Here is a 24814-nt window from a genome sequence, read left to right on the forward strand (position 1 = left end):
GACCTTGCGATGTCCGTTCTGCGGTTCCGAGAATACATCGGTGAAGGACAGCCGCTCGGCTGAAGACAACACGGCTGTCCGTCGCAGGCGTGTATGTGAGGCGTGTGGTGCGCGGTTCACGACGTTTGAACGTGTTCAGTTGCGCGAGATCATGGTGGTGAAGCGGGATGGCAAACGCGTGCCGTTTGACCGGGACCGTCTGACGCGCTCGATCACCATCGCCTTGCGGAAACGCCCCGTGGATCGGGAACAGATCGACCAAATGGTGTCCGGTATTGCGCGCAAGCTGGAAAGCGGTGGCGAAACCGAGGTGACGTCCAATGAAGTGGGCGAATTTGCCATGGAGGCGCTGCGGCAAGTCGATCCGGTCGGTTATGTGCGGTTCGCAAGTGTCTACAAGGATTTCAGGGATCCGAACGATTTCGCTCAATTCATTGAGCAGACATCGCTGGAAGAAGAGAGCGATCCTGAATGAGCGGGGTGAAAGTCACCCTTAAGATCGCTACATCGCTGGATGCCCGCATAGCTTTGTCCGATGGGACGAGCCAGTGGATCACGACCAGTGAGTCACGCGCACGGGCACATGAGATGCGCGCCGCGCATGATGCGGTTCTGGTTGGAGTGGGCACGGTACTCGCCGATGATCCGTTGCTGACCGCCCGAACAGTTCCGCTCCCCAAAACCCAACCCATCCGGATCGTCGCAGATTCTCAAGGTCGCACACCGCGCAGTTCCAGACTGGTCCAGTCTGTTTCATCCGGACGCGTTGTTGTCGCAACCAATGGCCAGCCGCAGGATATCCTCGCAGCGAGCGGCGTGGATATCTGGCGCTGCGGGAAAGGCATTCGCGTGGACGTGAATGACCTCCTTCATCGCGCTGAGATCGAAGGAATTGCATCTCTCCTGATAGAAGGGGGCGGCACGCTGGCGGCCAGCTTCATTCGGGAAGGGCTTGTGGACGAAATTGCCTGGTTTCGCGCCCCCATCCTGATCGGAGGAGACGGCCTGCCAGCGCTCGCCGCGCTGGGACTCTCCAATCTGGGCGAAGCGTCACGTTGGCGCGCTATCGCTACGGAACGGATTGGGGTTGATGTCCTGGACACCTATGTAAGGGTCTAAATAAGAAACTAAGGGCAGGAAAATGTTTACAGGCCTCGTTACCGATGTCGGGACCGTCCGATCCGTGGAGGACCGCAATGGGCTTCGCCGGTTTGAGGTCGAAAGCCGCTACAAGCTGGAAGATATCACCCTGGGCGCGTCCATCATGCATTCGGGCGTATGCCTGACGGTCGTGGATATGGGGCAGGGCGAGCGCGGCGCGTGGTTCGCCGCCGAAGCCGTGCCGGAAACACTTTCCAAGACGATTCTAGGTGACTGGACGGTTGGATCTCACGTCAATCTGGAACAGAGCCTGAAACTCGGCGACGAGTTGGGCGGCCATTTCGTGTTTGGCCATGTTGATGGTGTCGGTCAGGTAGTTTCCGTCGAACCGGAAGGTGAAAGCTACCGTTTGACCATACGGCCACCTGAACAGATCGCGCGCTACTTCGCGACCAAGGGGTCAGCGGCGGTAAATGGTGTGTCTCTGACCGTGGCTGAAGCCCTGCCGAATGGTGATTTCGAGTTGGCGATCATTCCCCACACTTGGGAGGTGACTACACTCAACCAGTTGCAGCCCGGTTCCAGCGTCAATCTTGAGATCGACATGCTGGCACGCTACGTGGCGCGGATGATCGGCGCGGATGCGCCGAAGGGATAAGGGCAGATATGAGCAGCGAATTTCATCAAGCAATCTCCTCGATTGACGAAATCATCGAAGATGCCCGCAATGGCCGGATGTATATCCTGGTCGACGCAGAGGACCGGGAGAATGAGGGCGACCTGATCATTCCGGCCAATTTTGCCACGCCGGAACATGTGAACTTTATGGCGCGTCACGGCCGGGGCCTGATCTGCCTGGCGATGGGTCAGGAGCGCGCGCATACGCTGAACCTCGACATGATGACCCGGAACAATCGGGAAAGCATGGGAACGGCCTTCACGGTCTCGATCGAAGCGAAAGACGGCGTCACGACGGGTATTTCGGCCCATGATCGTGCCCGGACAATCGCCGTCGCCATCGACCCGACCAAGGATCATGAGGACATCGTATCACCCGGACACGTCTTCCCGCTGATTGCGCGCGAAGGCGGCACACTCGTCCGCGCCGGGCATACAGAGGCGGCGGTAGATATTTCCCGCATGGCCGGCCTCTATCCGGCCGGTGTGATCTGCGAAATCATGAATGAAGACGGCACCATGTCCCGCCTTCCCGAACTGATCGCCTTCGCCCAGTTGCACAATCTCAAAATCGGCACGATTGCCGACCTCATCGCCTGGCGCCGAAAGAATGACCGGTTCATGGAGCGCCGCGTCGAAGCGCCGCTCGATTCCGGTTACGGGGAAGGGTTCCGGACGGTCTGTTTCCGCAATGCCCTCGACAATTCGGAACATATCGCCATCGTTCACGGGGACATCACGACGGACAGCACAACGTTGGTACGGGTGCATCGGATGGACATCCTGTCGGACGTGCTGGGAGAAAACGGCCCAAGACACGGCCTGGTTGAGCGCGCGATGCGCGTGATTGCTGACGCTGAAGAACCGGGCGTTGTCGTGTTCGTGAACACGATGCGGCCGAACATCATTGCCGAGCGGCTCGGCCTGAAGCCCTCAGTGGCCCCCGATCCGACCGCGCCCATTCGTGAATACGGTGTCGGCGCTCAAATTCTGCGGGATTTGGGCGTACGTCGCATGATCTACCTGTCCGGAACGCAGCCCACCCGCTTGGCAGGCCTTGACGGCTACGGCCTGACGATAGAGGGGTGGCGCAATCTTCATGAGGAGAACAACTGATGGCAGACCGCGTTCTTGTCGCCATTTCGAAATACTACAAGCACATCTCCGATGAGCTGGAAGCTGGCGCACTGGAAGCTCTTGAAGCTGCTGGCGCGACTGTGACGGTCATGGAAGTGCCGGGCGCGTTCGAGCTGCCGGGCCTGATTGCTATGGCGGCCGACAGTGGCCGGTTTGACGGCGCTGTGGCACTGGGCTGCGTGATCCGGGGCGAAACCAGCCATTACGACTATGTCTGTGGTGAAAGCGCCCGCGGTCTGATGGATCTGATCGTGCAGCGTCGTCAGGCGATTGGCTACGGCATCCTGACTGTCGAGAATGAAGAGCAGGCGCTCGCCCGCGCTGACCGCAAGCGCGGAAACAAGGGCAAGGATGCCGCAGACGCCTGTTTGGCCATGATCAAATTCCGTAAGGAACTCATTCGGTGAACGACCATAATATTCCCTTCGAGGTTACACGGGCGAGGCGGGCGGGAGCGCGCCTCGCAGCCGTTCAGGCGCTTTATGAAATGGAGCAGACCGGCAAGTCGGCCCGCGCGACCATTCGCGCCTTCATGGAAGACCGGCTCGGCATTGGTCCGAATGAAGAACCGATCGAGGAAGCCGATCCCGATATTTTCAAATCTATCGTGAACGCGGTCGTTGATCATCAGGCAGCCATCGACAAGGCGATCCTTGGGAGGCTTGCAAATGGATGGAAGCTGACCCGGCTCGATGCAACCATGCGCGCGCTTTTACGCGCGGGTTCCGCTGAATTCATCGCGCACCAACATTTGTCGAACGCCATCATCCTGGATGAGTACGTGTCTCTGGCGCATGATTTCTTCGACGAGCAGGAAGCGAAATTTGCCAATGCCGTGCTGGATAATCTGGCCAAGGACCTGCGCAAATAGCCGGACTGGCGGATGCCATCCGGTTTGTGCAGGGATCGGTCCTTGCGGATGGGAGCAGGGCTCCGCTGTCACGAGGACGATTAGTCAAATTACTGGATAGTAGGTGCCCCCATGCATTGGGGCCCGTCCCATCCGCGCAGTGAAATTCAACTGGTTGCCAGACCAGACTGCTGGATTTCACCAGACCTAGCTGCGGAAGAAGACGAAAACCCCGCAGCCCGGCCAAGATAAACGGCTTCACCCGGCGGTCGGATTGGTGACGCGCCATCGCCCGGCTCGGTTGGGATCACCCTGCGGACAGGCAGCCATCAGCCCTCAGGCTCAGTTACGCTGTTACCCCAGGCGCGGATCTCTTCGACATATAGTTCGGGCTCTTCCATCGCTGCGAAATGACCGCCGCGCGGCAAATCCGTCCAACGGGTGAGGTTGTAGGCTCTCTCGAACCAGCTCCGCGGCGCGGGTTTGTAGACGGGCTCGCCGGGGAAGTTCGCGAACGCCGTCGGCGTTTCACACCGGACGCCTTCTGGCAGGGCATTGCCACCTTCCTGCGCAAAGCCATTGTAGAACCAGACGCTGGTGGCCATGGCATCATTGACCAGATAGATCATCACATTGGTGAGCAGCTGGTCTTTTGAGTAGGTATCCAAAAGTCCGCCGTCGGACAGGTCTGACCAGCCATTGAATTTCTCGATGATCCACGCTGCAGTGCCGACCGGGGAATCCATTAGCGCCATCGCCAGCGTCTGGGGCTTGGTCATCTGCTGCATCAGATAGGCCCCTTCGCGCTGCATGGCGCCCTGCGACGCGGCCAGCCATTCGCCTTCGGCCTCGGTCTGCGGCGTGGCGGGTGTCGGGCGGAAGCCGACCATGTTCAGATGGATCGCGCGGCAACCGCCCTTGCCATCGACTGTGCCATGATTGAAGCCGAGCCAGGAGGTCACCATACTGCCCCAGTCGCCGCCCTGAGCGAGATAGGTGTCATATTTCAGTATGTCGCGCATCAGCGTATCCCAAAGCGCGGCCGTGCCTCGGGGACCGATCGGGGATTTTGGCCGCCCTGAAAATCCGTAACCGGGCAGGGAAGGGATGATCAGGTCAAAAGCATCTTCGGCCTTGCCGCCATAGCGGGATGGAAAGGCCAGGGGCGCGATCGCTTCCCAAAATTCAAAAACTGAACCCGGCCACCCATGTGTGATGAGCAGGGGGCGCCGCCCGCCAGCTTCGCCCACGACATGGACAAAGTGAATCATCTGACCATCAATCTCGACTTTGTAGCTGGGATACTTGTTCAGGATCTCTTCTGATTTGCGCCAATCATAGCCTGCAATCCAATAGCGCTGGATGTCTTTCATCACCGGTGTGGACATGCCGTAGGCAAAGCCTTCTTCATTGGCCGGGGCTGGAAACCAGTCATAGGCTTTCACCCGCGCCATGATGGCGTCGAGCTTTTCCTGGGGAATGTCGATGCGGAAGGGCTGAGCGGTCGGCATGTTTGTCTCCTCGCTAGGGTGTCATCCAGCTAGCGGACATGCCGTGGGGCGAAGCAAGTTAAATCGAGAAACTGGTTCCGCAGCCGCAAGCCGCCGTAGCATTCGGGTTGCTGATCTTGAAGGCAGCACCAATCAGTTCGGTCGTGAAATCGATCTGTGAGCCCTTCAGGAATTCGAGGCTCATTTCGTCGATCAACACTTTTGCGCCATCGCGTTCCAGGACGATATCATCTTCCTTGGCCGCTTGGTCGAAGTCGAACTTGTAGGAAAAGCCTGAACATCCGCCGCCTTCGACGGAGACGCGCAGAAAATCAACGCCGTCCTGTTTGGCCAGAATCGCATTAATCCGCTTGGCAGCCGAGGCTGTAAGGGTCACATCGGGGGCAGTTGTCGTGCTCATGACCTCAACATAGGGATTCCCGAGCCAATGGAAAAGAGATCAGTGTATGCCACCCGGCACGAAGATAGCCGCGGCCGGTATTTCCCGGAGGCGCCATCGGCGACTCGAACGCCTTTCCAGCGTGATCGAGACCGGATTATCCATTCGACCGCCTTCCGGCGATTGAAGCAGAAGACACAGGTGTTTGTCGCACATGAGGGCGATCATTTCCGCACCCGCCTGACGCATTCACTCGAAGTGGCCCAGATTGCCCGCAGTATTGCCCGTACGCTCGGTCTGGACGAAGACCTCGCCGAAGCGTTGGCGCTCGCCCACGATATGGGCCACCCGCCCTTCGGACATGCGGGCGAGGACCAGTTGGACGCGTGCATGGCGGACTATGAGGGGTTTGATCATAACGCCCAGACGCTGCGCATCGTTACCAAGCTGGAGGTCCGATACCCCAATTTCGAGGGCCTGAACCTGACCTGGGAGCTGCTGGAGGGCCTCGTAAAGCACAATGGCCCGATGGTGACGCGCGATACACCGGTGGAATCGCTACCAGCCGCTTTTCGGGAATATGCGAACTTCATGGACTTGGAGCCGCACCAGTTTGCAGGTCCGGAAGCGCAGGTGGCTGCACTGTCAGACGACATCGCCTACAATAATCATGATATTGATGACGGTATCGCCGCTGGCCTGTTCACGATTGACGATCTGATGGATTTGCCGATTGTCGGAGACGAGTTCCGCGCGGTGAAATTGGAATATGCGCATTTAAGCGACCGGATGGTCTCCTATGAGGCGGTTCGTCGCCTGATCGGCCTGTGGGTAAACGACCTGACCGCCGAGACGGGCCGGCGCGCGAAGCAGTACGCGCCACAGAGCGCCGCGGAAGTGCGCGCCATGGATGTGCCACTCGTTGCATTTTCGGAGGAGCTGGAAAGCCGTCAGCGGGCGCTGCGCGCCTTTCTGTATGAGCGGATGTACAAACACTACACAGTCAACCGCATGCGCAGCAAAGCCAAACGCATGCTCGCCGAGCTGTTTCAGATTTTCCTGAGTGAGCCTGACACGCTGCCGAGCCCGTGGCGGCAAGATGCGTCACAGGCCAACGAAGCGCGCCGCGCGCGCATTGTTTGTGACTATATCGCCGGGATGACAGATTCCTACGCAATCGAGGAACACCGGCGGCTTTATCATCCGGATGTACTGCGCTAGCCGCACTGTCATCACATTTACCGGTTTTAAAGCGTTGCAGGCGCCGAGGCCTGTGAAAGCTCTTGAATATTCAAGTGTCGTTAACGAAACACGCCGTAATCTTAACTCTGTGAACCTAATCTGAGGATGATTCCATGGGGCGATATCGGGACGACGAGCGGGATTATTCCCCGTTCGAAGACGATTACCGCGGATTTGATGTTCGCGAGGACGATTCCACGCGCGGACCTCTCATCCTGGCGCTTGCCGTGGGGGTCTTGCTCGTCTTCGGCGCAGTTGTTTGGAACACATATCGTCAGGGAGTTCGGGACAACGGTGCCGGTATCCCCAGCGTAATTGCCGATAAAGAGCCCTACAAGCGTGCGCCGGAAGATCGAGAAGGCCTGGCAGTCCCAGACACTGACAAGCGCTTCTACGATCAGATGGATGACTCCGAGCGTATAGTGGAGCCGGGCACCGACTTCGCTGCAAATGGCACTGAAGGTGGTGATGCGCTGCAAGGCGGCCCCCCAATTGAGCTCAGGCCAGGCCGGGAAGGCATCGAGCCTGATGATGCGCAAGTACGCGCACTGGCTGACCTGGAGGCGATGCCAGAGGATGAGGAAGAGACCCTGCGTGTCGTGCCAACGAATCCGGTGGTGCAGGCGCCTGCTCCCGCGCCGCGGAAGGCGCCGGCCGCCAGGGAAGCGTCCTCACAGTTTGCCTTTACCGATGATGGTATTTACCTCGTCCAGTTGGCAGCTTTCCGCTCACAAGACGCCGCTGAAACCGCCTGGACGAAAATGAACAGTACAAAGCCCGGCCTCTACCGGAGTGCTCAGAAGCGTATTCAACGAGCCGATCTTGGAGCCAAGGGTGTCTTCTATCGGTTGCGCGTCGGCAGCTTTGCGGAACGGTCTGAAGCATCGAAATTCTGTGATGCGGTGAAGGCCGGCGGTGACAATTGCATTGTGGTGACAGGATAGTGATCAAGGCTTGCATCCTCAGCGTTTCGGGGCCTGTGCTCACGAAGGAGGAAGCGACACTGTTCGCCGCCGAGCAGCCTTGGGGGGTCATCCTGATGGGCCGCTCCTGCGTATCGCGGACCCAAGTCCGAAGCCTCGTCGATGACATCTGGAACGCGATGAATCGGCCGTGCCTGATCTTTATCGATCAGGAGGGTGGACGTGTGGCAAGGTTGAAGGCGCCTGAATGGCCTCTTTTTCCGCGTGGTCAGGACTATGCCGATATTTATGCCAATGATCGTGAGCGGGGTCTTTCCGCTGCCTGGCTTGGCCACAGGCTCATCGCAGCAGAACTCGCTGCCCTGTCAATTCATGCAGATTGTGCGCCTGTCGTCGATCTGCCGGTTCCGGGCGCACATGACGTAATTGGCGACAGGGCTTTTGGCACTGATCCCGAAACGGTCGCAAGTCTCGCGGGCGCGGCTCTGAAAGGGCTCGCATCCGGCGGTGTTGCCGGCGTGATCAAACATATTCCGGGTCATGGGCGCTCCATGTGCGATAGCCATCTGGAGCTGCCTCGCGTAGCGGCGAGCGAAGCGGAACTGGCGAAAGATTTTGATGCCTTTGCCCGTCTCGCCGATGCGCCAATGGCGATGACAGCGCACATTTCCTATGATGCATTTGACGCCAATGTCCCCGCCACTCTGTCAAAAATCATGATTCAAGACGTGATCCGCGCGCGAATCGGGTTTGATGGCTTGCTGATGACGGATGATCTCGGGATGCAGGCGCTGGGCGGTAGCCTGGGCGAGCGGGGCGAAGCGGCGATTGCTGCGGGCTGTGACGTGCTATTGCACTGTTCCGGCTTTCTTTCTGATCCACTTGCGATCCATTCAGAAATGGCTGAAGTCGCAGCTGTTTCGCCAGAGCTGACGGGACGGCCACTGGAGCGGGCACTGCGTGCTGAAGCACTCTCGACCCATCAGGAGGAGTTTGACCTCGTTGAGGGTTGGCAGACATTCCAGTCATATTTTCCTCATTTGGCGGGGGCGGCATGAACTCCGAAATGATCTCGATTGATGCGCTGTCTGCAGACGCGCAGGAGGCCGAAGCCGGCGATCTCTTTACAGTCGATGTTGGCGGTTATGAAGGCCCGCTTCATCTGTTGCTGGAGCTTGCCCGCCGGCAGAAGGTCGACCTGCTGCATCTGTCGATCCTGTCGCTGGCAGAGCAATACCTCGACTTCATCGAAGAGGCGAAGTCTCAGCGCATCGATCTGGCGGCCGACTATCTTCTGATGGCGTCTTGGCTCGCCTTCATGAAATCGCGCCTTTTGTTGCCGAAGCCGGAAAAGGCCGCGGAAGACGAACCAACTGGCGAAGAAATGGCAGCGCGGCTGGCCTTTCGCCTGAAGCGGCTTGATGCCATGCGCGGGGCCGTCGAAGAACTCGAAGCGGGGCCTATTCTCGACAATGTGGTCTTCCTGCGCGGTGCGCCGGTACAGCCCAAAGTCGTCAAGCACACTGAATACAAAGCGTCGCTGTACGAGCTGACACAAGCCTTCGGGACGATTCGCGATCGCCGCGAAAAGGAACGCCCGCACACGATTGAGCAACAGCTTGTTTTGCCGCTGGAACTGGCGCGAACAACACTGCGCGCACTCAGGCAACAGTTGGAGCAGTGGTCTTCGCTGGACGAGATCCGCTCAACCATGACAGACGTGGACCCGGAATTGCCGCCTCGGTCTGTCACCGCAAGTGTCTTCTCGGCTGCATTGGAACTCGCCCGCGATGGCGAAGTCGATGTGCGCCAGGACGAGCACTTTGCGCCACTTTACCTGCGCAATGCGGGTATCAGACCGGAAGGGGGCAGAGATGCAACCGCTTGAGAAGTACTTGATGACTGACGACACTCCTGAAACAGAACGCGACGCGGTTGCGCAGTTGGCGTTTGCCTATCGTCGTTCCGAAGAGGCCCTGACCGAAGGCGCCAGCGAAGCGCTGGTCGAGGGTATCCGCCGTGCTGAAGCCATCCTGTTTGCCGCTGGCGAGCTGCTGAGCGCCGAGCAGATTGCCGAGACTTTGCCGCATGGTGTCGAAGCGGCCGAAGTGTTGATGGCGCTCCGGGCACAATATGTGAACCGTGGGGTCAATCTGGTCGAAGTCGCGGGCAAATGGCGCTTCCAGACGGCTTCCGATCTTTCATATTTGTTTGTGGAGGAGCGTCAGGTTCAGAAAAAACTGGGCCAGGCGACGCTCGAGACGCTGGCGATTATTGCCTATGGCCAGCCGGTCACGCGAGCTGAAGTTGAGGCAGTGCGCGGCGTTGCGGTGTCAAAGACAACAATGGATACATTGCTGGAAACCGGCTGGGTGAAGATCAAGGGCCGCCGCAAAACCCCGGGTCAACCAATCACCTATGGCACGACCGATGCCTTCATGGAGCATTTCGGGCTGGAAAGCCTCGACACATTGCCGGGCAAAGCCGATCTCGAAGCCGAGGGGCTATTGTCGGATGTTATTCCGGACGGTTTCCAGATGCCGGACGAGGAAGCCCTGAACGGCGAAGAAGCGCCAGAGGCGGAGTCCCCTGAGATCGCGGAGACAGAATCTTTCGTCACAGACTTCATGGAAGAAGGCGATGACGAGGATTCAGAGATCGATGAGGGTGTCAGCTTGGAAATGGCTTCGTCAAACAATAGCCTTGATGCTCAGGCCGATCTCGATGGCGAAGATGATGCTTCCGTCAGTGTGTTCTCCTATACGCGCGCACCGGAACGTGCGCAGTCTGATGTTGATGAGTTCGACAGCGGTGATGTGAAAGCGGCCGTGATCCAGCTGGCAAAGCAGCCGCGCGTGCCGGAACAGCCCATGAATGCATGGGATGATGACGAATAGCTAGTGCTTGGGTGCGGATGATGCCTGTCGCTCTCCTTCAACGCTTCACGTCGAAGGAAGCGATCTGGTTTTACGCTCTGTTCGCGGTACTGATCTTGCCTGCGGTGCTGAACGGATTCCCGCTGGTGATGTCTGACTCCATAGCCTATTCAGGGAAGGGGGCAAACTGGTTCAGGGGCAAGTTTCCGGCCCTGCTGCTGACGCTGCCTTACAAACTGGTTGGGTATTGGGCGATGCCAATCCTCAATAGCGCAATGGTTGCGGGCGCATGGATTTTATTGTTTCGCGTTTATGATATTCGCCCCAGCCGCTTAGTGTTGTGTATACTGATTGTGCTCAGCCTGCAGCCGATCTATACGAGCGCAGTCCTGGTCGATGCGTGGTTCTTTCCAGCGATCATACTGCTCCTGTCTGCACGTAGGCTTCCAGAAGTATATGTGGGAATTTTAGCTGGCCTGCTTTTGTCAGGTCACGGATCAGGACAGATTTTTGCTCTTGTTTTCGCTGTGCTGGCGGCGGTGCTTTTCCGTTCGAGGCGGCAAGTCGTGGCTGGCATGGTTGCCGCGGTCATCGCTTTTGGCATGAACGTGCTGCTTGATGCCATGATCATGCCTGAGACGCCGCGACTTTCGAAAACGTTTCCCGCCGCCCGGGTGTTCTCGGTCCAGCCGGAATTGCTGCGGAGGGAAGCAGACCGGTCCGGAAACCTGGTTCTGTCTGAAGCCGCTGACGAAGTGGCGAGGATTAAAACCTATCCAGAGAACAAAGGTCGGCGTGATCTGTTCTGGGATGTCTGGAAGACCTCAGAGGGCGAATTCGACTTGGCCAAGTTTGAGGAGCACCATGCGCTTCCCATACTCAAGGATGCATTCATGTTTGAGCCTGTACCCTTGGCCCGTACCATCTTTTTGGATTTTCTGAGCTATTATGGGCCAGCAACCCAATTCGATTTCCAACCTGTCTTGTCAGAGCCTTTTCCGGAACGCTTCTACGCCTCACATCAGGCGAAGGGATTTTTCGCCGCGGTGCCGGTGGAGTCGGTCGCGACGATCTTGAGGTACGGGTGCTATCTTGCATTTGCCGCCGCACTATTCTTCGGTTGGAGACGGACTGGTGCAGATATTCGTAGAACCATCATAGGTATTGGATTGATCGCCATCGCCAATGACGCGCTGTTTGCCCTTCTGTCGGGTCCACCCGACCGGTATCATCATCGAATACTGCCATTACTTGCGATCGGGACCGTCTTGCTGATTTCGGGCAGGGTCAAGCAGCCGGTCGAGGCGCCAGCCTGAAGCGGCGCTCATGCTGAAACTGACCGATAATGTCGTCCTCGGACGTTCCCCAACCCATATTATGAATGACCAGAGGGCGTCCCGTCCGTGTGGTCTTGTCAGAAACAATCCCGATATGAGGAAGGCTCTCCTTGTATCGCATCGTATAGAGATCGCCTGCCTTCCAGCCTGTATCGTCTGGCGGCGTTGACAGGGCGAGGCCGTGGCGTTCGATATATTTTTCCAGATTTGGTACGCGACGATGGTCGATATTGCGGTCAGGGCGGGTCAGGCCCCAGATTGTCGGATACTTGCTGAAAGCGTTGGTCATGTCTTCATGAACAAGTTGCTGTAAGTCCATGGCGAACGCATCGCGATAGGCCCTCACAATCACATCGGTGCACACGCCCCGCGATCTTTCCACATCTCCCATCGGATAGGAGAGGTGGGCATAGGCCGGGTCATACATGCGTGTGATCCCGATCTGGGATCTCGCAGCAAATGCGAGGCGAGTCTGCCACGGAAGCGTTCTCTGCCCGAGGCGGATCGGCGCAAGCGGAACACTGAAACCTCCCAAGATGGCGGCACGACGTGTGAGCATGATCTCATTGCGCCATACCGATCCGGCAGGAATAGGGCCGAAATTAGAAGCCGTGCAGTTCTGCGATCTCTTCCAATGGCGCGCGCTCTGCCCGCAATGTGTTTACCGGATGGGATGGATCAGGCTTTCCGACCGCCATCGCGCACCAGACCATTTCGGTATCGGCCAGTTTGAAATGGTCTTTCAGGGCGGGGCGCAGCATGCCCCAGCATTCCTGCATGCACGTCCCCCAGCCACGCTCTTCCGCGAGCAGTGCCAGGGTTTGAAGGTACATGCCAGTGTGACCCCACTGACCATGTCCCATCCGCTCATCGATGACGATGAATGTCGCCACGGGGGCGTCAAAGAAACGGAAATTGTTGGCGAACCAGGCGATGCGCGCTGCGCGATCCTCTCGCGGAATGCCAAGCGTTTCGTACATCATCTCGCCCACTTTACGGCGGCGCGCTTCGTGGGGCTCCCAGAGGTCTTTCGGGTAAATGGGGCGATCTGTTGGCTGACCCTTTGGATTTGCAGCCAGTACAGGCGCGGCCATGCGAATGACGGCATCCTTGGCGTCGCCAGTGACGACAATGGTTCGCCAAGGCTGTGTGTTGCCGCCGGAGGGCGCCCGCTGGGCCTGATTCAGCCACTCGCGGATATCGGCTTCAGAAAGTGCATCGGGCTTGAAGGCCCGTGTGGAGATACGTTGAGCGACTGCCTGTGATACGTCCATGAAAAAACCTCCCATCTGGTCTGATGGGAGGTTTATCGTCTTGGCGTGGCGTCAGCCAAAACTTATTTGCCGTGCAGGACCACTGGCATCCATGTGTACCCCTTCACGAAGCCGCCCGCAGAAAAGGATGGTTCGTCGAGCACTTCGATATGGCTGAAGCGTTCCATCAGTTCTTGCCAGAGGATTTGCAGCTGTAGTTCAGCGAGACGGTTGCCGACGCAGCGATGGATACCGAAGCCGAACGAGATATGCCGACGGGCATCGGGACGGTCGATGATATAGTCATTCGGGCGGTCCCAGAAGCGTTCATCCCGGTTGCCTGAGACATACCACATGGCAACCTGGTCGCCCTTCTTGATGGTCTGGCCGTGCATCTCGACGTCTTCGAGCGCCGTGCGGCGCATGTGAGCCAGCGGCGTCTGCCAGCGGATCGTTTCGGAGACCATGTTCGGGATCAGCGACAGGTCTGCTTTCAGCTTGTCATATTCTGCTGGGAACTTGTTCAGCGCGTAGACTGAAGCGGTCATCGAGTTTCGGGTCGTGTCATTGCCGCCCACGATGAGCAGAATGACGTTGCCGAGCAGTTCCATTGGCGTCATGTTGCGGGTCTTCTCACCATGCGCGAGCAGGCTGATCAGATCGTTCTTCTGCGGCTGCGCGCCACGCTCCTGGAAGATCTGCATGAAAGTGGCGAGACATTCCATCATTTCGCGCTTCCACTGTTCTTCCCCGCCGGGGCAGATGTCCGGATTGTTCATGCCGGTCGCCATGTCGGACCAATGGGTCAGGTCGCGACGTTTTTCGAATGGATAGTCGAACAGCGTGGCCAGCATCATCGTGGTCAGCTCGATGGAGACGGTGTCGACCCAGTCGAACGGCTCACCAACCGGAAGGGAGTCGAGCAGGCCCTGGGTGCGCGAGCGGATCAGTGGCTCGAATTCCTTGAGCATGTTTGGGGCAACGGCTGGCTGGACCGTCTTGCGCTGTTCAGAGTGGCGCGGTTCATCCATTGCGATGAACATCGGCAGCTCAAAATCTTCCGGTGGGCTGCCCAGCGTGATGCCGCCATGTTCCCAGCTGGAAGAGAAGCGTTTGTGGTCGGTATCGACCGCCATGATGTCTTCATAGCGGGTGATCGACCAGAACGGGCCGACAAAGGAGTCAGCTGTGTAATGCACGGGGGCTTCATTGCGCAGTCGCTCGAAACGATCCCACATCGCCTGTTGCCGCCAGAGTTCCGGATCCTCGGGGTGCAGCTCCGCAAGAGGCAGCGAACTGGCAGGCGGTGCCTTTTCGCCAATTTCGAGATAGCCTTCGAAGAGCGGATCACGGTGAGTGATCTTCGGGCGCTCCAGGGCAGGGTGATCAAGCAGGTGAACCGTATCAGCAGCCATCAATTTTCCTCCGACAGTAAGCCTTTGTCTCAGGCTCGATTTATGACGTCGGCGTCACCTTAACACGGCTATTCTGAAAAAACTATGACGCAGGCGTCATTTTTTTGCGATATGCCGTTCGCGTTTTGCATTCTGTAGTGCTGCGCGTGTCGCGCGGGCCAGTGACTTTCGTTCTGGCAAGGTCAGGAAACGCCCAATGACATAGGCGGTCTGGCCGTATTCAACCCGCAACCAGCTATTCGCGTTCAGCGGCTCATCGAGTTCGATTCTCGCGAAGGCGGACGGCACAGTCGCTGACTTCTCGCTGCCATTGGCGCCTTTGTGAGTTAACCGCAGCTCTTTACCTGTCACGACGATTCGGGTTTCTTCCCGCTGTTGTCGGAAGGACATGCGAAATGCAAAATAGAAGGCGAGGGCATCCAGACCAAAGAAGCCGATCACGGGGATGGCCCCCATCGAGATGAAGGCGATACCCGTCAGGAAGCTGACGCCGCCGACAACTGCCATGACGATGGCGAAACCGCGCTGACTGAGCGACTGATTGGGCCGAAGAACGGCGTCCATATAGATGATTTCGTTCGGCGCGCTCATATATCTAAAATAGCATGGCCTTGTGCGAAGGCGAGGGGGCATTAGACAGGCGGAATGACACAGCTCAAATCCACCCCGAAAACCAAGAAGAAGCGCGCTCCGCGCGTTTTTGGACCCGAGAAGGCGACCGCGCTCTTTTCGGCACTTGCCGCAGATCGCCCGGATCCTCGCACAGAACTTGATTTCGTGAATCCGTACACGCTGGTCGTGGCTGTGGCCTTGTCGGCACAGGCCACCGATGTCGGGGTGAACAAAGCCACTGCGAAATTGTTCGCGCTTGCGGATACGCCGGAAAAGATGCTGGCGCTGGGGGAGGCCGGCGTCGCGGAGCACATCAAGACGATTGGCTTGTGGCGCAATAAGGCCAAGAACGTCATCGCGCTGAGCCAGATGTTGCTGGATGAATTCGGCGGCGACGTGCCGCAAACGCGGGAAGAACTTGTGCGCTTGCCCGGTGTCGGCCGAAAGACCGCCAATGTGGTTTTGAACGAAGCCTTTGGGCACCACACAATTGCGGTCGACACGCACATTTTCCGCGTCTCGAATCGGACAGGGCTAGCCCCCGGCAAGACGCCGGACGAGGTCGAAGCCGGGCTGGAACGTGCGACGCCCGCCGACTTCAAGAAGGGCGCGCACCACTGGCTGATCCTGCACGGGCGGTATGTCTGCAAGGCGCGCAAACCCGAATGCTGGCATTGCGCCATATCCGATTTGTGCCGGTTCAAACCCAAGACACCTGACCCGTCCGCTGTATCGTCTCTTGGTCCCAAAGCCTGACGGGTGGGGTGTGTCGCGACTGCACTACACGCGGCTTGCCTCCAGTTCGCCCAAATTTAACCAAATCACGGCCACCTCCAACCGACACCGCATCGCACAGGTAAAAATGGAGCGTACCGCATGAACCGCATAGGAAAATTCGTCCTTGGCGCAGCCTCCTTCTGTCTTCTGTCCGGCCTGCCAGCTGTGGCTGAGGATGGCTGGTCGGGGGAGTCTTCCCTCAGCGCAGGACTGACAACCGGGAACACGGAAACGTCTGAAGCCGGTCTCGGCATCGACCTTGATCGCGGTGCCGGCGATTGGAATTTCGGGATTCAGCTCTCCGGGGACTACGGCAAGGAAGATGGCGTTGAGAGCCGTAACCGCTACTTCGGCGCGGTGGACCTGGAGCATGACTTCAACGACACGATGTTCACTTTCGGACGGGCCTCCTATGAGGTCGACCAGTTTACCGGCTTCGACAGCCGTACTTTTGTTGGTGGGGGTGTCGGTTGGCATGTCCTGGATGATGAAGACCATCATTGGACGGTGCGCGGCGGCCCTGGTTTCAAGATTGATGAAGTCAAGCGCCAGATCACGACGGATAGCACCGGAACTGTAACGATTACGCCGGCGAGTACCGAAGAGTCACTGGGTGCGGTTGCGCAGTCTGAGTATTTTTATGCCTTCAATGAGGCTGTGTCTCTGAGCAACAAGACCAATGTGGTCTATGGTCAGGAATCCACTCAGATCAACAACAGTATCGGACTGACCGCGGCGTTGAATGGCCACCTCGCGGCTCGCGTGTCCTTCGATGTGCGCCACGACACTGCGCCTCAGCCGACCTATGAGGCAACCGATACCGCCACGAAATTCTCGCTCGTCTACACGCTCGGCGATTAAGGTCGCCTAACCCGCTTTTAGACGGGTCTCCACGGCCTTGGCGATAAGTCCTCCAAGACGTGCGCCCTGTTCCGGATAAAGATATGGCTCGATCAATTCGAGTTCCATCAGGAGCAGGGAGCCGTCAGGATGGCGCAGCATGTCGACCCGGGCGTATAGCGGGATGTCGTCGAGTAGACCGAGTATCGCCCGCGCTACGTCCAGATCCGCCCGGCTCGGCTCGATCGTTTCTTCCTGGCCGCCATAAGTCGACTGAATGCGATAGTCGCCGGGCTTGGCGCGCTTGATCAGCGCGTGCGACAGCTCACCATCAATGAAGATGAAGCTCAGTTCGCCTTCGGTCTGGATCGTCGACAGGAAGGGCTGCACCATCATTGGGTGTGGCATCCTGGGGGCTGGGTCATCTGAGTTCAGCAAGTGCTGACCGCTCGCCCCTGCGCCGACCTGACGCTTGAACACCAGCTTCGTTTCGCCGAGCGCGTCAAAGGTGCTTCGGTACTGATCGTCGGTCATCTCATCAATCCAGAGAGTCGGGATCAGATCTGCGCCGCGAGCTGCGAGATCCTTGAGATAGACCTTGTCGCTGTTCCAGCGGACCAGCGCAGCAGGATTGAACAAGCGTGTCTGAGCCTCAATGGTCTCAAGCGTGGTCAGGAATTCGTCCTGTCGGTCCCAATAATCCCACGTCGTGCCAATCAGCGCGGCGTCATGGTGTGACCAATCAACAGAACTATCGTCCCAACAGATATCCACAATGTCTATGCCACGCTCTGAGAATTCGGGTCTCAATGCGCGCATCATGTAATCGTGCTCGAACGCATCGGACCGCCGGATGGGAGAGCCGGGCTGGGTAACTTGGGAGGACAAATATGCAATTTTCATCCGCAGGCGTTTATCATGCGCAGCTGTTGCGTCCAGCAGGCAGCTCTGGCAATTGGCGCCGAGCAATCAGGGAATCTGTGAAATGAGTGAAATCCGCTTCGATGTCGTCGGCTTGGGAAATGCCATTGTGGATGTGATGTCGAAAACGGACGATGCGTTCCTCGAAGAATGGGGCATTCACAAGAATGCGATGAATTTGATCGAGGAAGATCGTGCAGAAGCCCTGACCAAGGCCGCGGTGGACCCATTCTATACATCTGGCGGCAGTGGCGCCAACACGATCGCCGGTCTTGCGAGCTTCGGCGCACGTGCCGCCTATATTGGCAAAGTCTCCAAGGATGAACTCGGCAGCCAGTTTACACGCGAGATGACCGCGTCGGGTGTGCCCTTCGCGACGAAACCTCTTGAGAGCGGACCCGCCACGGCACGCAGCATCATCTTCGTGACGGAAGACGGTGCGCGGAGCATGAACACATTCCTCGGCGCGTCGGTCCTGTTCTCCAAGGATGACGTGGACGAAAACACCGTGCGGGCAGGGGGCATTCTTTATCTGGAAGGATATCTGTTTGACCGCGAAGATGCCAAGGAAGCGTTTGTCTTTGCCTCAGAAATAGCCAAGGCCGCTGGCCGCAAAGTGGCGCTCACCTTGTCGGATAAATTCTGTGTAGACCGGCATCGTGCGAGCTTTCTTCAATTGGTTCGCAACAATGTCGACATTCTGTTTGCGAATGAGGAAGAGCTGCTCTCCCTGTACGAAACGGAAGATTTCGACGCGGCTTTGGCTGCGCTTCAACAGGACACCGCCGTCGCGGCGGTTACGCGCAGCGAGAAGGGATCGGTCGTGATCGGCGCCGGTGACCCCATCAGCGTCAAGGCAGAGCCGGTCGATCAGGTTCTCGATACAACCGGTGCCGGCGACCAATATGCGGCGGGATTTCTGTTCGGAATATCTCGTGGACTGCCGCTGGAGACATGCGCGCACCTTGGTCACATCGCTGCGGCCGAGGTCATCGCGCATTTCGGACCACGCCCGGAACAGTCCTACAAGACACTCGCCGAGCAGGCCGGCATTTACGCCTGAGCCTTCAGAGCCTCTTCGACATAGTCGAGCCGGTCATGCCCAAAGAACATGTCGTCACCGACAAAGAATGTCGGCGCGCCGAATGCTCCTCGGGCAATGGCTGAATCGGTGTTGGCTTTCATGGCGTCCTTGCTGGCGCGTGCCTGAGCGAGTTCCTGAATCTGTCGGAAGTCGAACCCTTCCTGCTCGCACATTGCCCGAACCGAATCGTCATCATCGGGTTTGAGTGGGGTTGGGGACGCCCACATATGTTGGAAGCAGGCATCCATGAATCGCTTCTGCTCAGTGGGGTCATTGTCCAGTCCGCAGGTTGCGCGCAACAGATTGCGGGTACTGACCATCGGGAAATAGGGGTTCATCCGAAAGTCCAAGCCATAGCGGGTTGTGCAGCGTTGGAGATCTTTCATCATGTATGCACCCTTCGCCGGCACCATGCCAGGCGGCCTGTTGTCTGTAGCCTGCATTACAGCGCCCAGAAACATTGGCTTGATCACGATATCTGCCCCGGTACGGGCGGATATTTGTTGCACTGCGGCATTGGCCACGTAAGAAAATGGACTGATATAGTCGAAATAGAATTCGAATTTGCCTGCCATGGGACCCTCTCAAATGAGTTTCATTTTGGAACTATGGCAAATCAGTATAGGTGTGTCAGCATGAAATGGTCTGATTTATCCGATAATTGGTGCCCGGTTGCGCGAACGCTTTCACTGGTTGGGGATCGTTGGACGATGCTGATTCTTCGAGACTGCTTCCTGGGCCTGTCCCGTTTCGAACAGTTTATTGCCTCAAGCGGTATGACACGACACATCCTGGCCGACCGCTTGAAACGGCTTGTCGAAGCAGGCGTGCTGGAACGCAAAGCCTATACAACGACGCCAAAACGGTTTGACTATGTGCTGACCGAGAAGGGTCAGGAATTGGCTCCAGCCCTGTTGACCCTGAAGGATTGGGGTAAAAAACACATGCCCGTGCGACGCACGACGTCGGCTTAGTCGTTCAGCAGAGCTTCTACTTTTTTCTGCACAGCACCATAGTCGATCTTGCCGGTTCCGAGGACCGGGATTTCATCAACATGATAGACGCGTTTCGGAACAGACAATTCCGGCACGCCGTGATTCTTGGCCCAAGCGAGAATGTCTTCGCGATTGCTTGCCTTGGTATCGCTGAGCAGAATGACCTGCTCACCCTTGCGGGGATCCGGAAGCGTAACGGCTGCGTGCAGATTGTCGGGCCAGATCGCACTCGCGCAGTTTTCAACCACCGCCAGAGAGACCATTTCACCGCCAATCTTCGCGAAGCGTTTGACGCGGCCCATGATACGAATGATCCCACTTTCATCGATCGCAACGATGTCGCCGGTGTCGTGCCAGCCGCCTTCGGGGCGTTCAAGCATGCCGGGGTTTGACGGCCGTAGATAGCCCATCATGATGTTCGGCCCGCGAACATGTAGCCGACCGCCATCTTCGATGCCTTCGACCGGCAGCAACTTGGACTCCATGCCTGACATCAGACGCCCGACAGTTCCCGGCCGATTGTCTTCCCACTTATTGGCCGCGATGACGGGAGAGGCTTCGGTTGCGCCATAGCCTTCGAGGATTTCGATTTCGAATTTGCGGCGGACCAGGGCTCGGGTTTCATCCTTTACCCGTTCCGCGCCGCACACAGCCAACCGCACAGAGCTCATGTCACCGTCATTCCCGATCCGGGCATATTGAGAGATGAACGTGTCCGTTGCGAGCAGGATGGTCGACTGGTTCGCACGGATCCGTCGCACGATTTCACGGGGCTGCAGCGGTGAGGGATGGAATATGACCGGGATGCCGGCCACGAGCGGCAAGACCGCACCAACCGTCAGGCCGAAACAATGAAATGTCGGCAGGGGATTGAACAGACTGTCCGTATCGGGGCTGAGACCTATATGTGCCCGTACCTGTTCAACATTTGCCATGACGTTTTCATGACTCAGCACGACCCCTTTGGGCTCGCCCTCTGTGCCAGACGTGAACAGCATGACGCCGGGAGATTTGTAGCGGGACTGTTTCCGGACAAGACCGGGCAGGATGCTCCCTACAGCGGCTATCAGCTTGTTGGCCAGTGTCAGGTTTTCCCGCACATCCTCAAGGTAGACGATCTCGGCGGAGCCCGACAATTCTTCCATCAGTGCTTCGAGTCCGCCGAGCTCGACGAACTTGTGAGCCGTGATGATGCGGCTTATCTGACCTGCCTTAAGCGCGGCCTTCAGGTTTCGCGAGCCAGCGGTAAAGTTCAACATGGCGGGAATGCGATTGAAGGCGCTGAGCGCGAAAAACCCAATCACGGCACCGGCGCCGCTGGGCAACATCACGCCGACTGCCTCACCCGATTTGGTTCCTTGGCGCAACGCTGATCCGAGGGCGAGGGACCCCTGAACAAGATCCTTGTAGGTGAGTTGCCGGTCGTCGCCATCAACGAGAATCGTCTTGTCCGCGCCGAATTCCTTTTTCGCGCGAAAGAGCGCGCTGAAAAGGTCGGTTCTGGTGCGAGATGGCTGGTATGGCAAAGGTGCCGGGATGGTCTGTCCGGTCATGATGGCCTTCGTTTCCTCCGAGGCGTTGCCTCATGTTTATTGTAACAATCTGTCATTTATCGACACTGTCGCAACCCCTAATGCAAGATTGCATAAACACTCTGCAGTGTATTTCCCTTGATGAAACAGCTGGTCACGTCCATTTTCACACCATGGCAAATCTCATCGATCTGACGCAGAGCACGCGTAAGCACAGACACCCGGAAAAGCAGTCGCGGCCGGATACGCCGCTCCTGCGCAAACCTGATTGGATTCGTGTTAAAGCGCCGACCTCGCAGGGCTATGCTGAAACGCGCCAGATCGTAAAATCGAAAGGGCTGGTCACTGTTTGTGAAGAAGCCGGATGCCCGAATATCGGAGAGTGTTGGGACAAGAAACACGCCACGATGATGATTCTGGGTGAGATATGCACCCGGGCATGCAGTTTCTGCAATGTTTCCACAGGCAAGCCACTGACTCCGGGCCGGGTAGAAGAAGATGAACCGCGCCGTGTGGCAGAGGCCGTCGCCGAAATGGGCTTGCAGCATGTTGTTATCACATCGGTAGATCGGGATGACCTGTCCGATGGCGGGGCGATGCACTTCGTCAACACGATTCAGGCAATCCGGGCGATGTCACCCGGAACCACAATCGAAATCCTGACGCCAGATTTCCTGCGCAAGGACGGTGCCGAAAATCTGGTGATCGACGCCAAGCCGGACGTATTCAATCACAATCTCGAAACGGTGCCTCGCCTATACCTGTCCATTCGGCCGGGCGCGCGCTACTTTCATTCCCTCAGACTTCTGGAGAAAGTGAAGGACCGTGATCCGACCCAATTCACAAAATCTGGTTTGATGGTGGGTTTGGGTGAAACCAAGGAAGAGGTCATGCAAGTCATGGACGACATGCGGTCAGCGGGAATCGACTTCCTGACCATCGGCCAATATCTGCAGCCGACTCGCAAGCATGCCGCGATCGATCGCTATGTGTCGCCGGAAGAGTTCAAGACATATGAGGAAATCGCCCGCTCCAAAGGTTTCCTGATGGTGTCAGCTTCACCTCTTACCCGGTCGTCGCACCATGCGGGCGAAGATTTTGCCCGGTTGCGGGCTGCGCGTGAGGCCAAGATGGCCGCTGCCGCCGTTTAGGCATGCCGCATTTCTCGAAATCTGTTCGTGTTCCGTATAGTGGGGAGCAGGCTTTCGAGCTTGTGTCCGACATTGCGGCGTATCCGAACTTCATCAAGTGGATCACCGCCATGCGCGTGTCCGAAATGACGGCACGCCAGGATGGCAGCTTTACCTGTATCGGAGAGGCCGCCGTTGGCTTCAAGGGGTTCGTTGAGCGGTTCACCACGCGAGTCGTGGCCGACCCGAATGCCGGCAATGTGGTTGCGTCCCTGGTCAAAGGGCCATTTCGGAAGCTGAAAGCTGAGTGGACGATTCTTGCATCGAGCCAGGATGGCTCTGATATTTCGCTTTCAATCGATTATGATTTTCGGAATCCGTTCATCGGCATGCTGGCCGCCGCCAATCAGGAGCTTGCGGTCAACAAGATCCTCTCGGCTTTCCTGGCCGAGGCCGAGCGGCGTTATGGCGGTTCAGCCTAGGCGATCTGCATCTGGATCTGTTTCAGCGCGCATTCCATTGCCGCGAGACGAATCTGCTCACGTCCGATATCGCCAACCTGAAGCATTTCATGAATGACGGCGCGATTTTCGCGCGCACACGCCACATGGACGGTCCCCACTGGTTTCATGGGGGTGCCACCACCGGGGCCAGCTACGCCTGTGATGGCAACGGAGATATTAGCGCGGCTGGCGTCCAGCGCGCCTTCTGCCATCATGCGCGCAACGGGCTCGGACACGGCACCATAGTCAGCCATGACATCGCCAGCGATGCCCAGCATTTCTTCTTTGGCGCGGTTGGAATAGGTGACGAAGCCCCGTTCGAACACGGCGGAGCTGCCGGGGATGTCTGTCAGCAAGCCTGCAAGAAGGCCACCTGTGCAGCTTTCGGCCGTGCAGATGCGCAGGCGAGCTTGAGCCGCGTCGTCGAGGATCAACATTGCGAGATTTCGGAGTCGGTCTGGAAACATGTGGCGCACGATATGTGGAGTTCGGCCTGCCGTGAAGAGCAGATTTGAGCCTCAGTCGGTCGTCGTTGGGTAAAGCGTGACGACGGCCTCGGTGGCGATGCCCTCCCGGCGACCGGTGAAGCCAAGCCCTTCGGTTGTCGTTGCTTTCACGCTCACTGCTTCCAGAGGCAGGTCGAGCAACTCCGCGGTCCGAACCCGCATACCTTCCCGATGCGGTTTCACCTTCGGTGTTTCACAGATCACGGTGATGTCGCAATTTCCTATGGCTAGCCCCAGCTCGCCGACGAGCCGTTGGGCATGCTTGAGGAACATGCCGCTATCGGCATCCTTCCACCGGTCATCGCTTGGCGGAAAGTGATCGCCAATATCGCCAAGTGCAGCCGCACCCAGAATTGCGTCGGTGAGGGCATGCCAGGCAGCATCTGCATCAGAATGCCCCTTCAGCGATGCGGAGTGCGGGATTTTTACGCCGCATAGAGTGACATGATCTCCCGGTTCAAAAGCATGGACGTCGAACCCCATTCCGATACGCATATGACTGACTGGCGGTGCCATGAGCCTCGAAACCATATCGAAATCCTCGGGATAGGTGATTTTGTGCAGCCGGTCCGAGCCGCGCACGAGTTTTACTTCGATGCCTTGCGCCTCAACCGCTGCCAGGTCGTCAACCAGATCATCACTCGCCTCTTCGAGTGCGTGCGATATGGCGCCAAACCGGAAGGCCTGAGGGGTCTGGACGCGGAACAGGGCCTCGCGGGAGACGGTCTCCAGGGTGTTGTCCGTCTGTCGTTTCAACGCATCCTGGACGGGCAGGGCAGGTGCTGCAGCGGCATGTGTGTTCAGGGCGTCCAATAGAACATCGATCACCTTATGGGTCAGCCCCGGTCTTGCCGCATCATGTATCAGGACGATTGCGTCGTCTTGCGGGGCATTGATCGCATTGAGCCCGTTGCGGACGGATAGTGTGCGGGTGGCTCCACCGGATACGCATAGGCAGTGTGTTGGAGTGAAATCCTCCGGGACATCCGAACCTGTAACGACAATAATCTCATCAATACGAGGGTGTGTCCTGAAAGCCTCAATTGACCACTCGATGACTTGTCGGCCATTGAGATCGCACCACTGTTTCGCACGTGCACTCTCTGCCCGTCGACCTTGGCCTGCGGCGACTATGATGGCGATCACCTTGTTCATACGACGCTTTTTATGGGAGGTCGCAAAGGTTGGCTACAGGTGATTGTAGCGACATTC

The 24814-nt window shown here is 57.8% G+C and carries 29 protein-coding genes; 18 read left to right on the forward strand and 11 right to left on the reverse strand.

Going from position 1 to position 24814, the window contains the following annotated elements; all coding sequences use genetic code 11:
* Positions 1-4 precede the first annotated feature (4 nt).
* Genes nrdR through nusB form a run of 6 tightly spaced genes read left to right on the forward strand, consistent with a single transcriptional unit; the run spans position 5 to position 3787 of the window.
* Positions 5-475, forward strand: a complete 471-nt coding sequence (gene nrdR / locus B3527_RS04075) for a transcriptional regulator NrdR (protein WP_206990407.1) — start codon at positions 5-7, stop codon at positions 473-475.
* Positions 472-1119: a RibD family protein gene (locus B3527_RS04080; RefSeq protein WP_206990408.1), complete on the forward strand. Its 648-nt coding sequence runs from the start codon at positions 472-474 to the stop codon at positions 1117-1119. Before nrdR ends, B3527_RS04080 begins: the two co-directional genes overlap by 4 nt.
* Before the next feature lie 22 nt (positions 1120-1141).
* Positions 1142-1759 carry a riboflavin synthase gene (locus B3527_RS04085; RefSeq protein WP_290478858.1) on the forward strand — a complete coding sequence of 206 codons (618 nt, stop codon included), beginning with the start codon at positions 1142-1144 and terminating at the stop codon, positions 1757-1759.
* 8 nt (positions 1760-1767) lie between these two features.
* Positions 1768-2895, forward strand: coding sequence for a 3,4-dihydroxy-2-butanone-4-phosphate synthase (gene ribB, locus B3527_RS04090; protein WP_290478857.1), 1128 nt, complete (start codon positions 1768-1770; stop codon positions 2893-2895).
* On the forward strand, positions 2895-3323 hold the full coding sequence (ribH, locus tag B3527_RS04095) for a 6,7-dimethyl-8-ribityllumazine synthase (protein WP_206990411.1): 429 nt from the start codon (positions 2895-2897) through the stop codon (positions 3321-3323). Before ribB ends, ribH begins: the two co-directional genes overlap by 1 nt.
* Positions 3320-3787, forward strand: coding sequence for a transcription antitermination factor NusB (gene nusB, locus B3527_RS04100; protein ID WP_290478856.1), 468 nt, complete (start codon positions 3320-3322; stop codon positions 3785-3787). Before ribH ends, nusB begins: the two co-directional genes overlap by 4 nt.
* A gap of 308 nt (positions 3788-4095) precedes the next feature.
* Here nusB and B3527_RS04105 read toward each other — a convergent pair whose 3' ends face one another.
* Both B3527_RS04105 and erpA read right to left on the reverse strand, forming a co-directional pair.
* Complete coding sequence (locus B3527_RS04105; protein ID WP_290478855.1) at positions 4096-5277, reverse strand: epoxide hydrolase family protein; 1182 nt, start codon at positions 5275-5277, stop codon at positions 4096-4098.
* A gap of 58 nt (positions 5278-5335) precedes the next feature.
* Positions 5336-5677: an iron-sulfur cluster insertion protein ErpA gene (erpA, locus tag B3527_RS04110; protein ID WP_290478854.1), complete on the reverse strand. Its 342-nt coding sequence runs from the start codon at positions 5675-5677 to the stop codon at positions 5336-5338.
* A gap of 27 nt (positions 5678-5704) precedes the next feature.
* On the opposite strand from erpA, the gene B3527_RS04115 reads away from it, so the two are divergent.
* From B3527_RS04115 to B3527_RS04140, 6 genes are all read left to right on the forward strand, one after another.
* The gene (locus tag B3527_RS04115; RefSeq protein ID WP_034812792.1) at positions 5705-6877 is read left to right on the forward strand and encodes a deoxyguanosinetriphosphate triphosphohydrolase; all 1173 of its coding nucleotides are present in this window, start codon (positions 5705-5707) and stop codon (positions 6875-6877) included.
* A gap of 134 nt (positions 6878-7011) precedes the next feature.
* On the forward strand, positions 7012-7842 hold the full coding sequence (locus tag B3527_RS04120) for an SPOR domain-containing protein (protein ID WP_290478853.1): 831 nt from the start codon (positions 7012-7014) through the stop codon (positions 7840-7842).
* Positions 7839-8879 (forward strand): beta-N-acetylhexosaminidase, encoded by a 1041-nt coding sequence (gene nagZ, locus B3527_RS04125; RefSeq protein ID WP_414651596.1) that lies wholly within the window; start codon positions 7839-7841, stop codon positions 8877-8879. The genes B3527_RS04120 and nagZ overlap by 4 nt, the downstream gene beginning before the upstream one ends.
* Positions 8876-9709: a segregation and condensation protein A gene (locus B3527_RS04130; RefSeq protein ID WP_206990416.1), complete on the forward strand. Its 834-nt coding sequence runs from the start codon at positions 8876-8878 to the stop codon at positions 9707-9709. Before nagZ ends, B3527_RS04130 begins: the two co-directional genes overlap by 4 nt.
* Before the next feature lie 10 nt (positions 9710-9719).
* Positions 9720-10718 carry an SMC-Scp complex subunit ScpB gene (scpB, locus tag B3527_RS04135; RefSeq protein WP_290478851.1) on the forward strand — a complete coding sequence of 333 codons (999 nt, stop codon included), beginning with the start codon at positions 9720-9722 and terminating at the stop codon, positions 10716-10718.
* A 20-nt stretch (positions 10719-10738) separates the two neighbouring features.
* Positions 10739-12013 (forward strand): hypothetical protein, encoded by a 1275-nt coding sequence (locus B3527_RS04140; RefSeq protein ID WP_290478850.1) that lies wholly within the window; start codon positions 10739-10741, stop codon positions 12011-12013.
* Here B3527_RS04140 and B3527_RS04145 read toward each other — a convergent pair.
* The 4 genes from B3527_RS04145 to B3527_RS04160 all read right to left on the reverse strand — a co-directional run bounded on the left by B3527_RS04145 (position 11985) and on the right by B3527_RS04160 (position 15293).
* Positions 11985-12593 carry a DUF1287 domain-containing protein gene (locus B3527_RS04145; protein WP_206990419.1) on the reverse strand — a complete coding sequence of 203 codons (609 nt, stop codon included), beginning with the start codon at positions 12591-12593 and terminating at the stop codon, positions 11985-11987. The two genes, B3527_RS04140 and B3527_RS04145, sit on opposite strands and share 29 nt — an antisense overlap.
* Positions 12594-12636: 43 nt before the next feature.
* Positions 12637-13308: a nitroreductase gene (locus B3527_RS04150; RefSeq protein ID WP_206990420.1), complete on the reverse strand. Its 672-nt coding sequence runs from the start codon at positions 13306-13308 to the stop codon at positions 12637-12639.
* A 62-nt stretch (positions 13309-13370) separates the two neighbouring features.
* Positions 13371-14702 carry a cytochrome P450 gene (locus B3527_RS04155; RefSeq protein WP_290478849.1) on the reverse strand — a complete coding sequence of 444 codons (1332 nt, stop codon included), beginning with the start codon at positions 14700-14702 and terminating at the stop codon, positions 13371-13373.
* Positions 14703-14798: 96 nt separating this feature from the next.
* A complete protein-coding gene (locus B3527_RS04160; RefSeq protein WP_290478848.1) occupies positions 14799-15293 on the reverse strand; it encodes a DUF2244 domain-containing protein in 495 nt (164 codons plus the stop codon).
* Between the two features lie 54 nt (positions 15294-15347).
* Here B3527_RS04160 and nth point away from each other — a divergent pair, with 54 nt between their 5' ends.
* Positions 15348-16070, forward strand: a complete 723-nt coding sequence (gene nth, locus B3527_RS04165) for an endonuclease III (protein WP_206990423.1) — start codon at positions 15348-15350, stop codon at positions 16068-16070.
* 120 nt (positions 16071-16190) lie between these two features.
* Positions 16191-16952, forward strand: a complete 762-nt coding sequence (locus B3527_RS04170) for a DUF481 domain-containing protein (protein WP_290478847.1) — start codon at positions 16191-16193, stop codon at positions 16950-16952.
* A 6-nt stretch (positions 16953-16958) separates the two neighbouring features.
* On the opposite strand, the gene B3527_RS04175 is transcribed toward B3527_RS04170, so the two are convergent.
* Positions 16959-17834, reverse strand: a complete 876-nt coding sequence (locus tag B3527_RS04175; protein WP_290478846.1) for an ATP-grasp domain-containing protein — start codon at positions 17832-17834, stop codon at positions 16959-16961.
* A gap of 82 nt (positions 17835-17916) precedes the next feature.
* Here B3527_RS04175 and B3527_RS04180 point away from each other — a divergent pair, with 82 nt between their 5' ends.
* Positions 17917-18915: an adenosine kinase gene (locus B3527_RS04180; RefSeq protein ID WP_290478845.1), complete on the forward strand. Its 999-nt coding sequence runs from the start codon at positions 17917-17919 to the stop codon at positions 18913-18915.
* On the opposite strand, the gene B3527_RS04185 is transcribed toward B3527_RS04180, so the two are convergent.
* Positions 18906-19511, reverse strand: a complete 606-nt coding sequence (locus B3527_RS04185) for a 2-hydroxychromene-2-carboxylate isomerase (protein WP_290478844.1) — start codon at positions 19509-19511, stop codon at positions 18906-18908. The genes B3527_RS04180 and B3527_RS04185 overlap by 10 nt on opposite strands.
* Positions 19512-19571: 60 nt before the next feature.
* Here B3527_RS04185 and B3527_RS04190 point away from each other — a divergent pair, with 60 nt between their 5' ends.
* Entirely contained in the window at positions 19572-19910 is a 339-nt protein-coding gene (locus B3527_RS04190) for a winged helix-turn-helix transcriptional regulator (RefSeq protein ID WP_206990428.1), read from the forward strand.
* Here B3527_RS04190 and B3527_RS04195 read toward each other — a convergent pair.
* Positions 19907-21484 (reverse strand): AMP-binding protein, encoded by a 1578-nt coding sequence (locus B3527_RS04195; RefSeq protein ID WP_290478843.1) that lies wholly within the window; start codon positions 21482-21484, stop codon positions 19907-19909. The two genes, B3527_RS04190 and B3527_RS04195, sit on opposite strands and share 4 nt — an antisense overlap.
* A 152-nt stretch (positions 21485-21636) precedes the next feature.
* Between B3527_RS04195 and lipA the strand changes: the two genes are divergently transcribed.
* Both lipA and B3527_RS04205 read left to right on the forward strand, forming a co-directional pair.
* Positions 21637-22614: a lipoyl synthase gene (lipA, locus tag B3527_RS04200; protein WP_034812819.1), complete on the forward strand. Its 978-nt coding sequence runs from the start codon at positions 21637-21639 to the stop codon at positions 22612-22614.
* Between the two features lie 2 nt (positions 22615-22616).
* Entirely contained in the window at positions 22617-23075 is a 459-nt protein-coding gene (locus B3527_RS04205; protein ID WP_034812822.1) for a type II toxin-antitoxin system RatA family toxin, read from the forward strand.
* Here the strand turns inward: B3527_RS04205 and B3527_RS04210 are convergent.
* Together B3527_RS04210 and B3527_RS04215 are read right to left on the reverse strand one after the other, a co-directional pair.
* Positions 23072-23563, reverse strand: coding sequence for a CinA family protein (locus B3527_RS04210; protein WP_034812824.1), 492 nt, complete (start codon positions 23561-23563; stop codon positions 23072-23074). The genes B3527_RS04205 and B3527_RS04210 overlap by 4 nt on opposite strands.
* 51 nt (positions 23564-23614) lie before the next feature.
* Positions 23615-24757 (reverse strand): bifunctional 2-C-methyl-D-erythritol 4-phosphate cytidylyltransferase/2-C-methyl-D-erythritol 2,4-cyclodiphosphate synthase, encoded by a 1143-nt coding sequence (locus B3527_RS04215; RefSeq protein ID WP_290478842.1) that lies wholly within the window; start codon positions 24755-24757, stop codon positions 23615-23617.
* Positions 24758-24814: the final 57 nt, after the last annotated feature.

Origin of the sequence: Hyphomonas sp. UBA4505, from assembly GCF_002388685.1 — a bacterium.
Classification (GTDB): Bacteria; Pseudomonadota; Alphaproteobacteria; order Caulobacterales; family Hyphomonadaceae; genus Hyphomonas.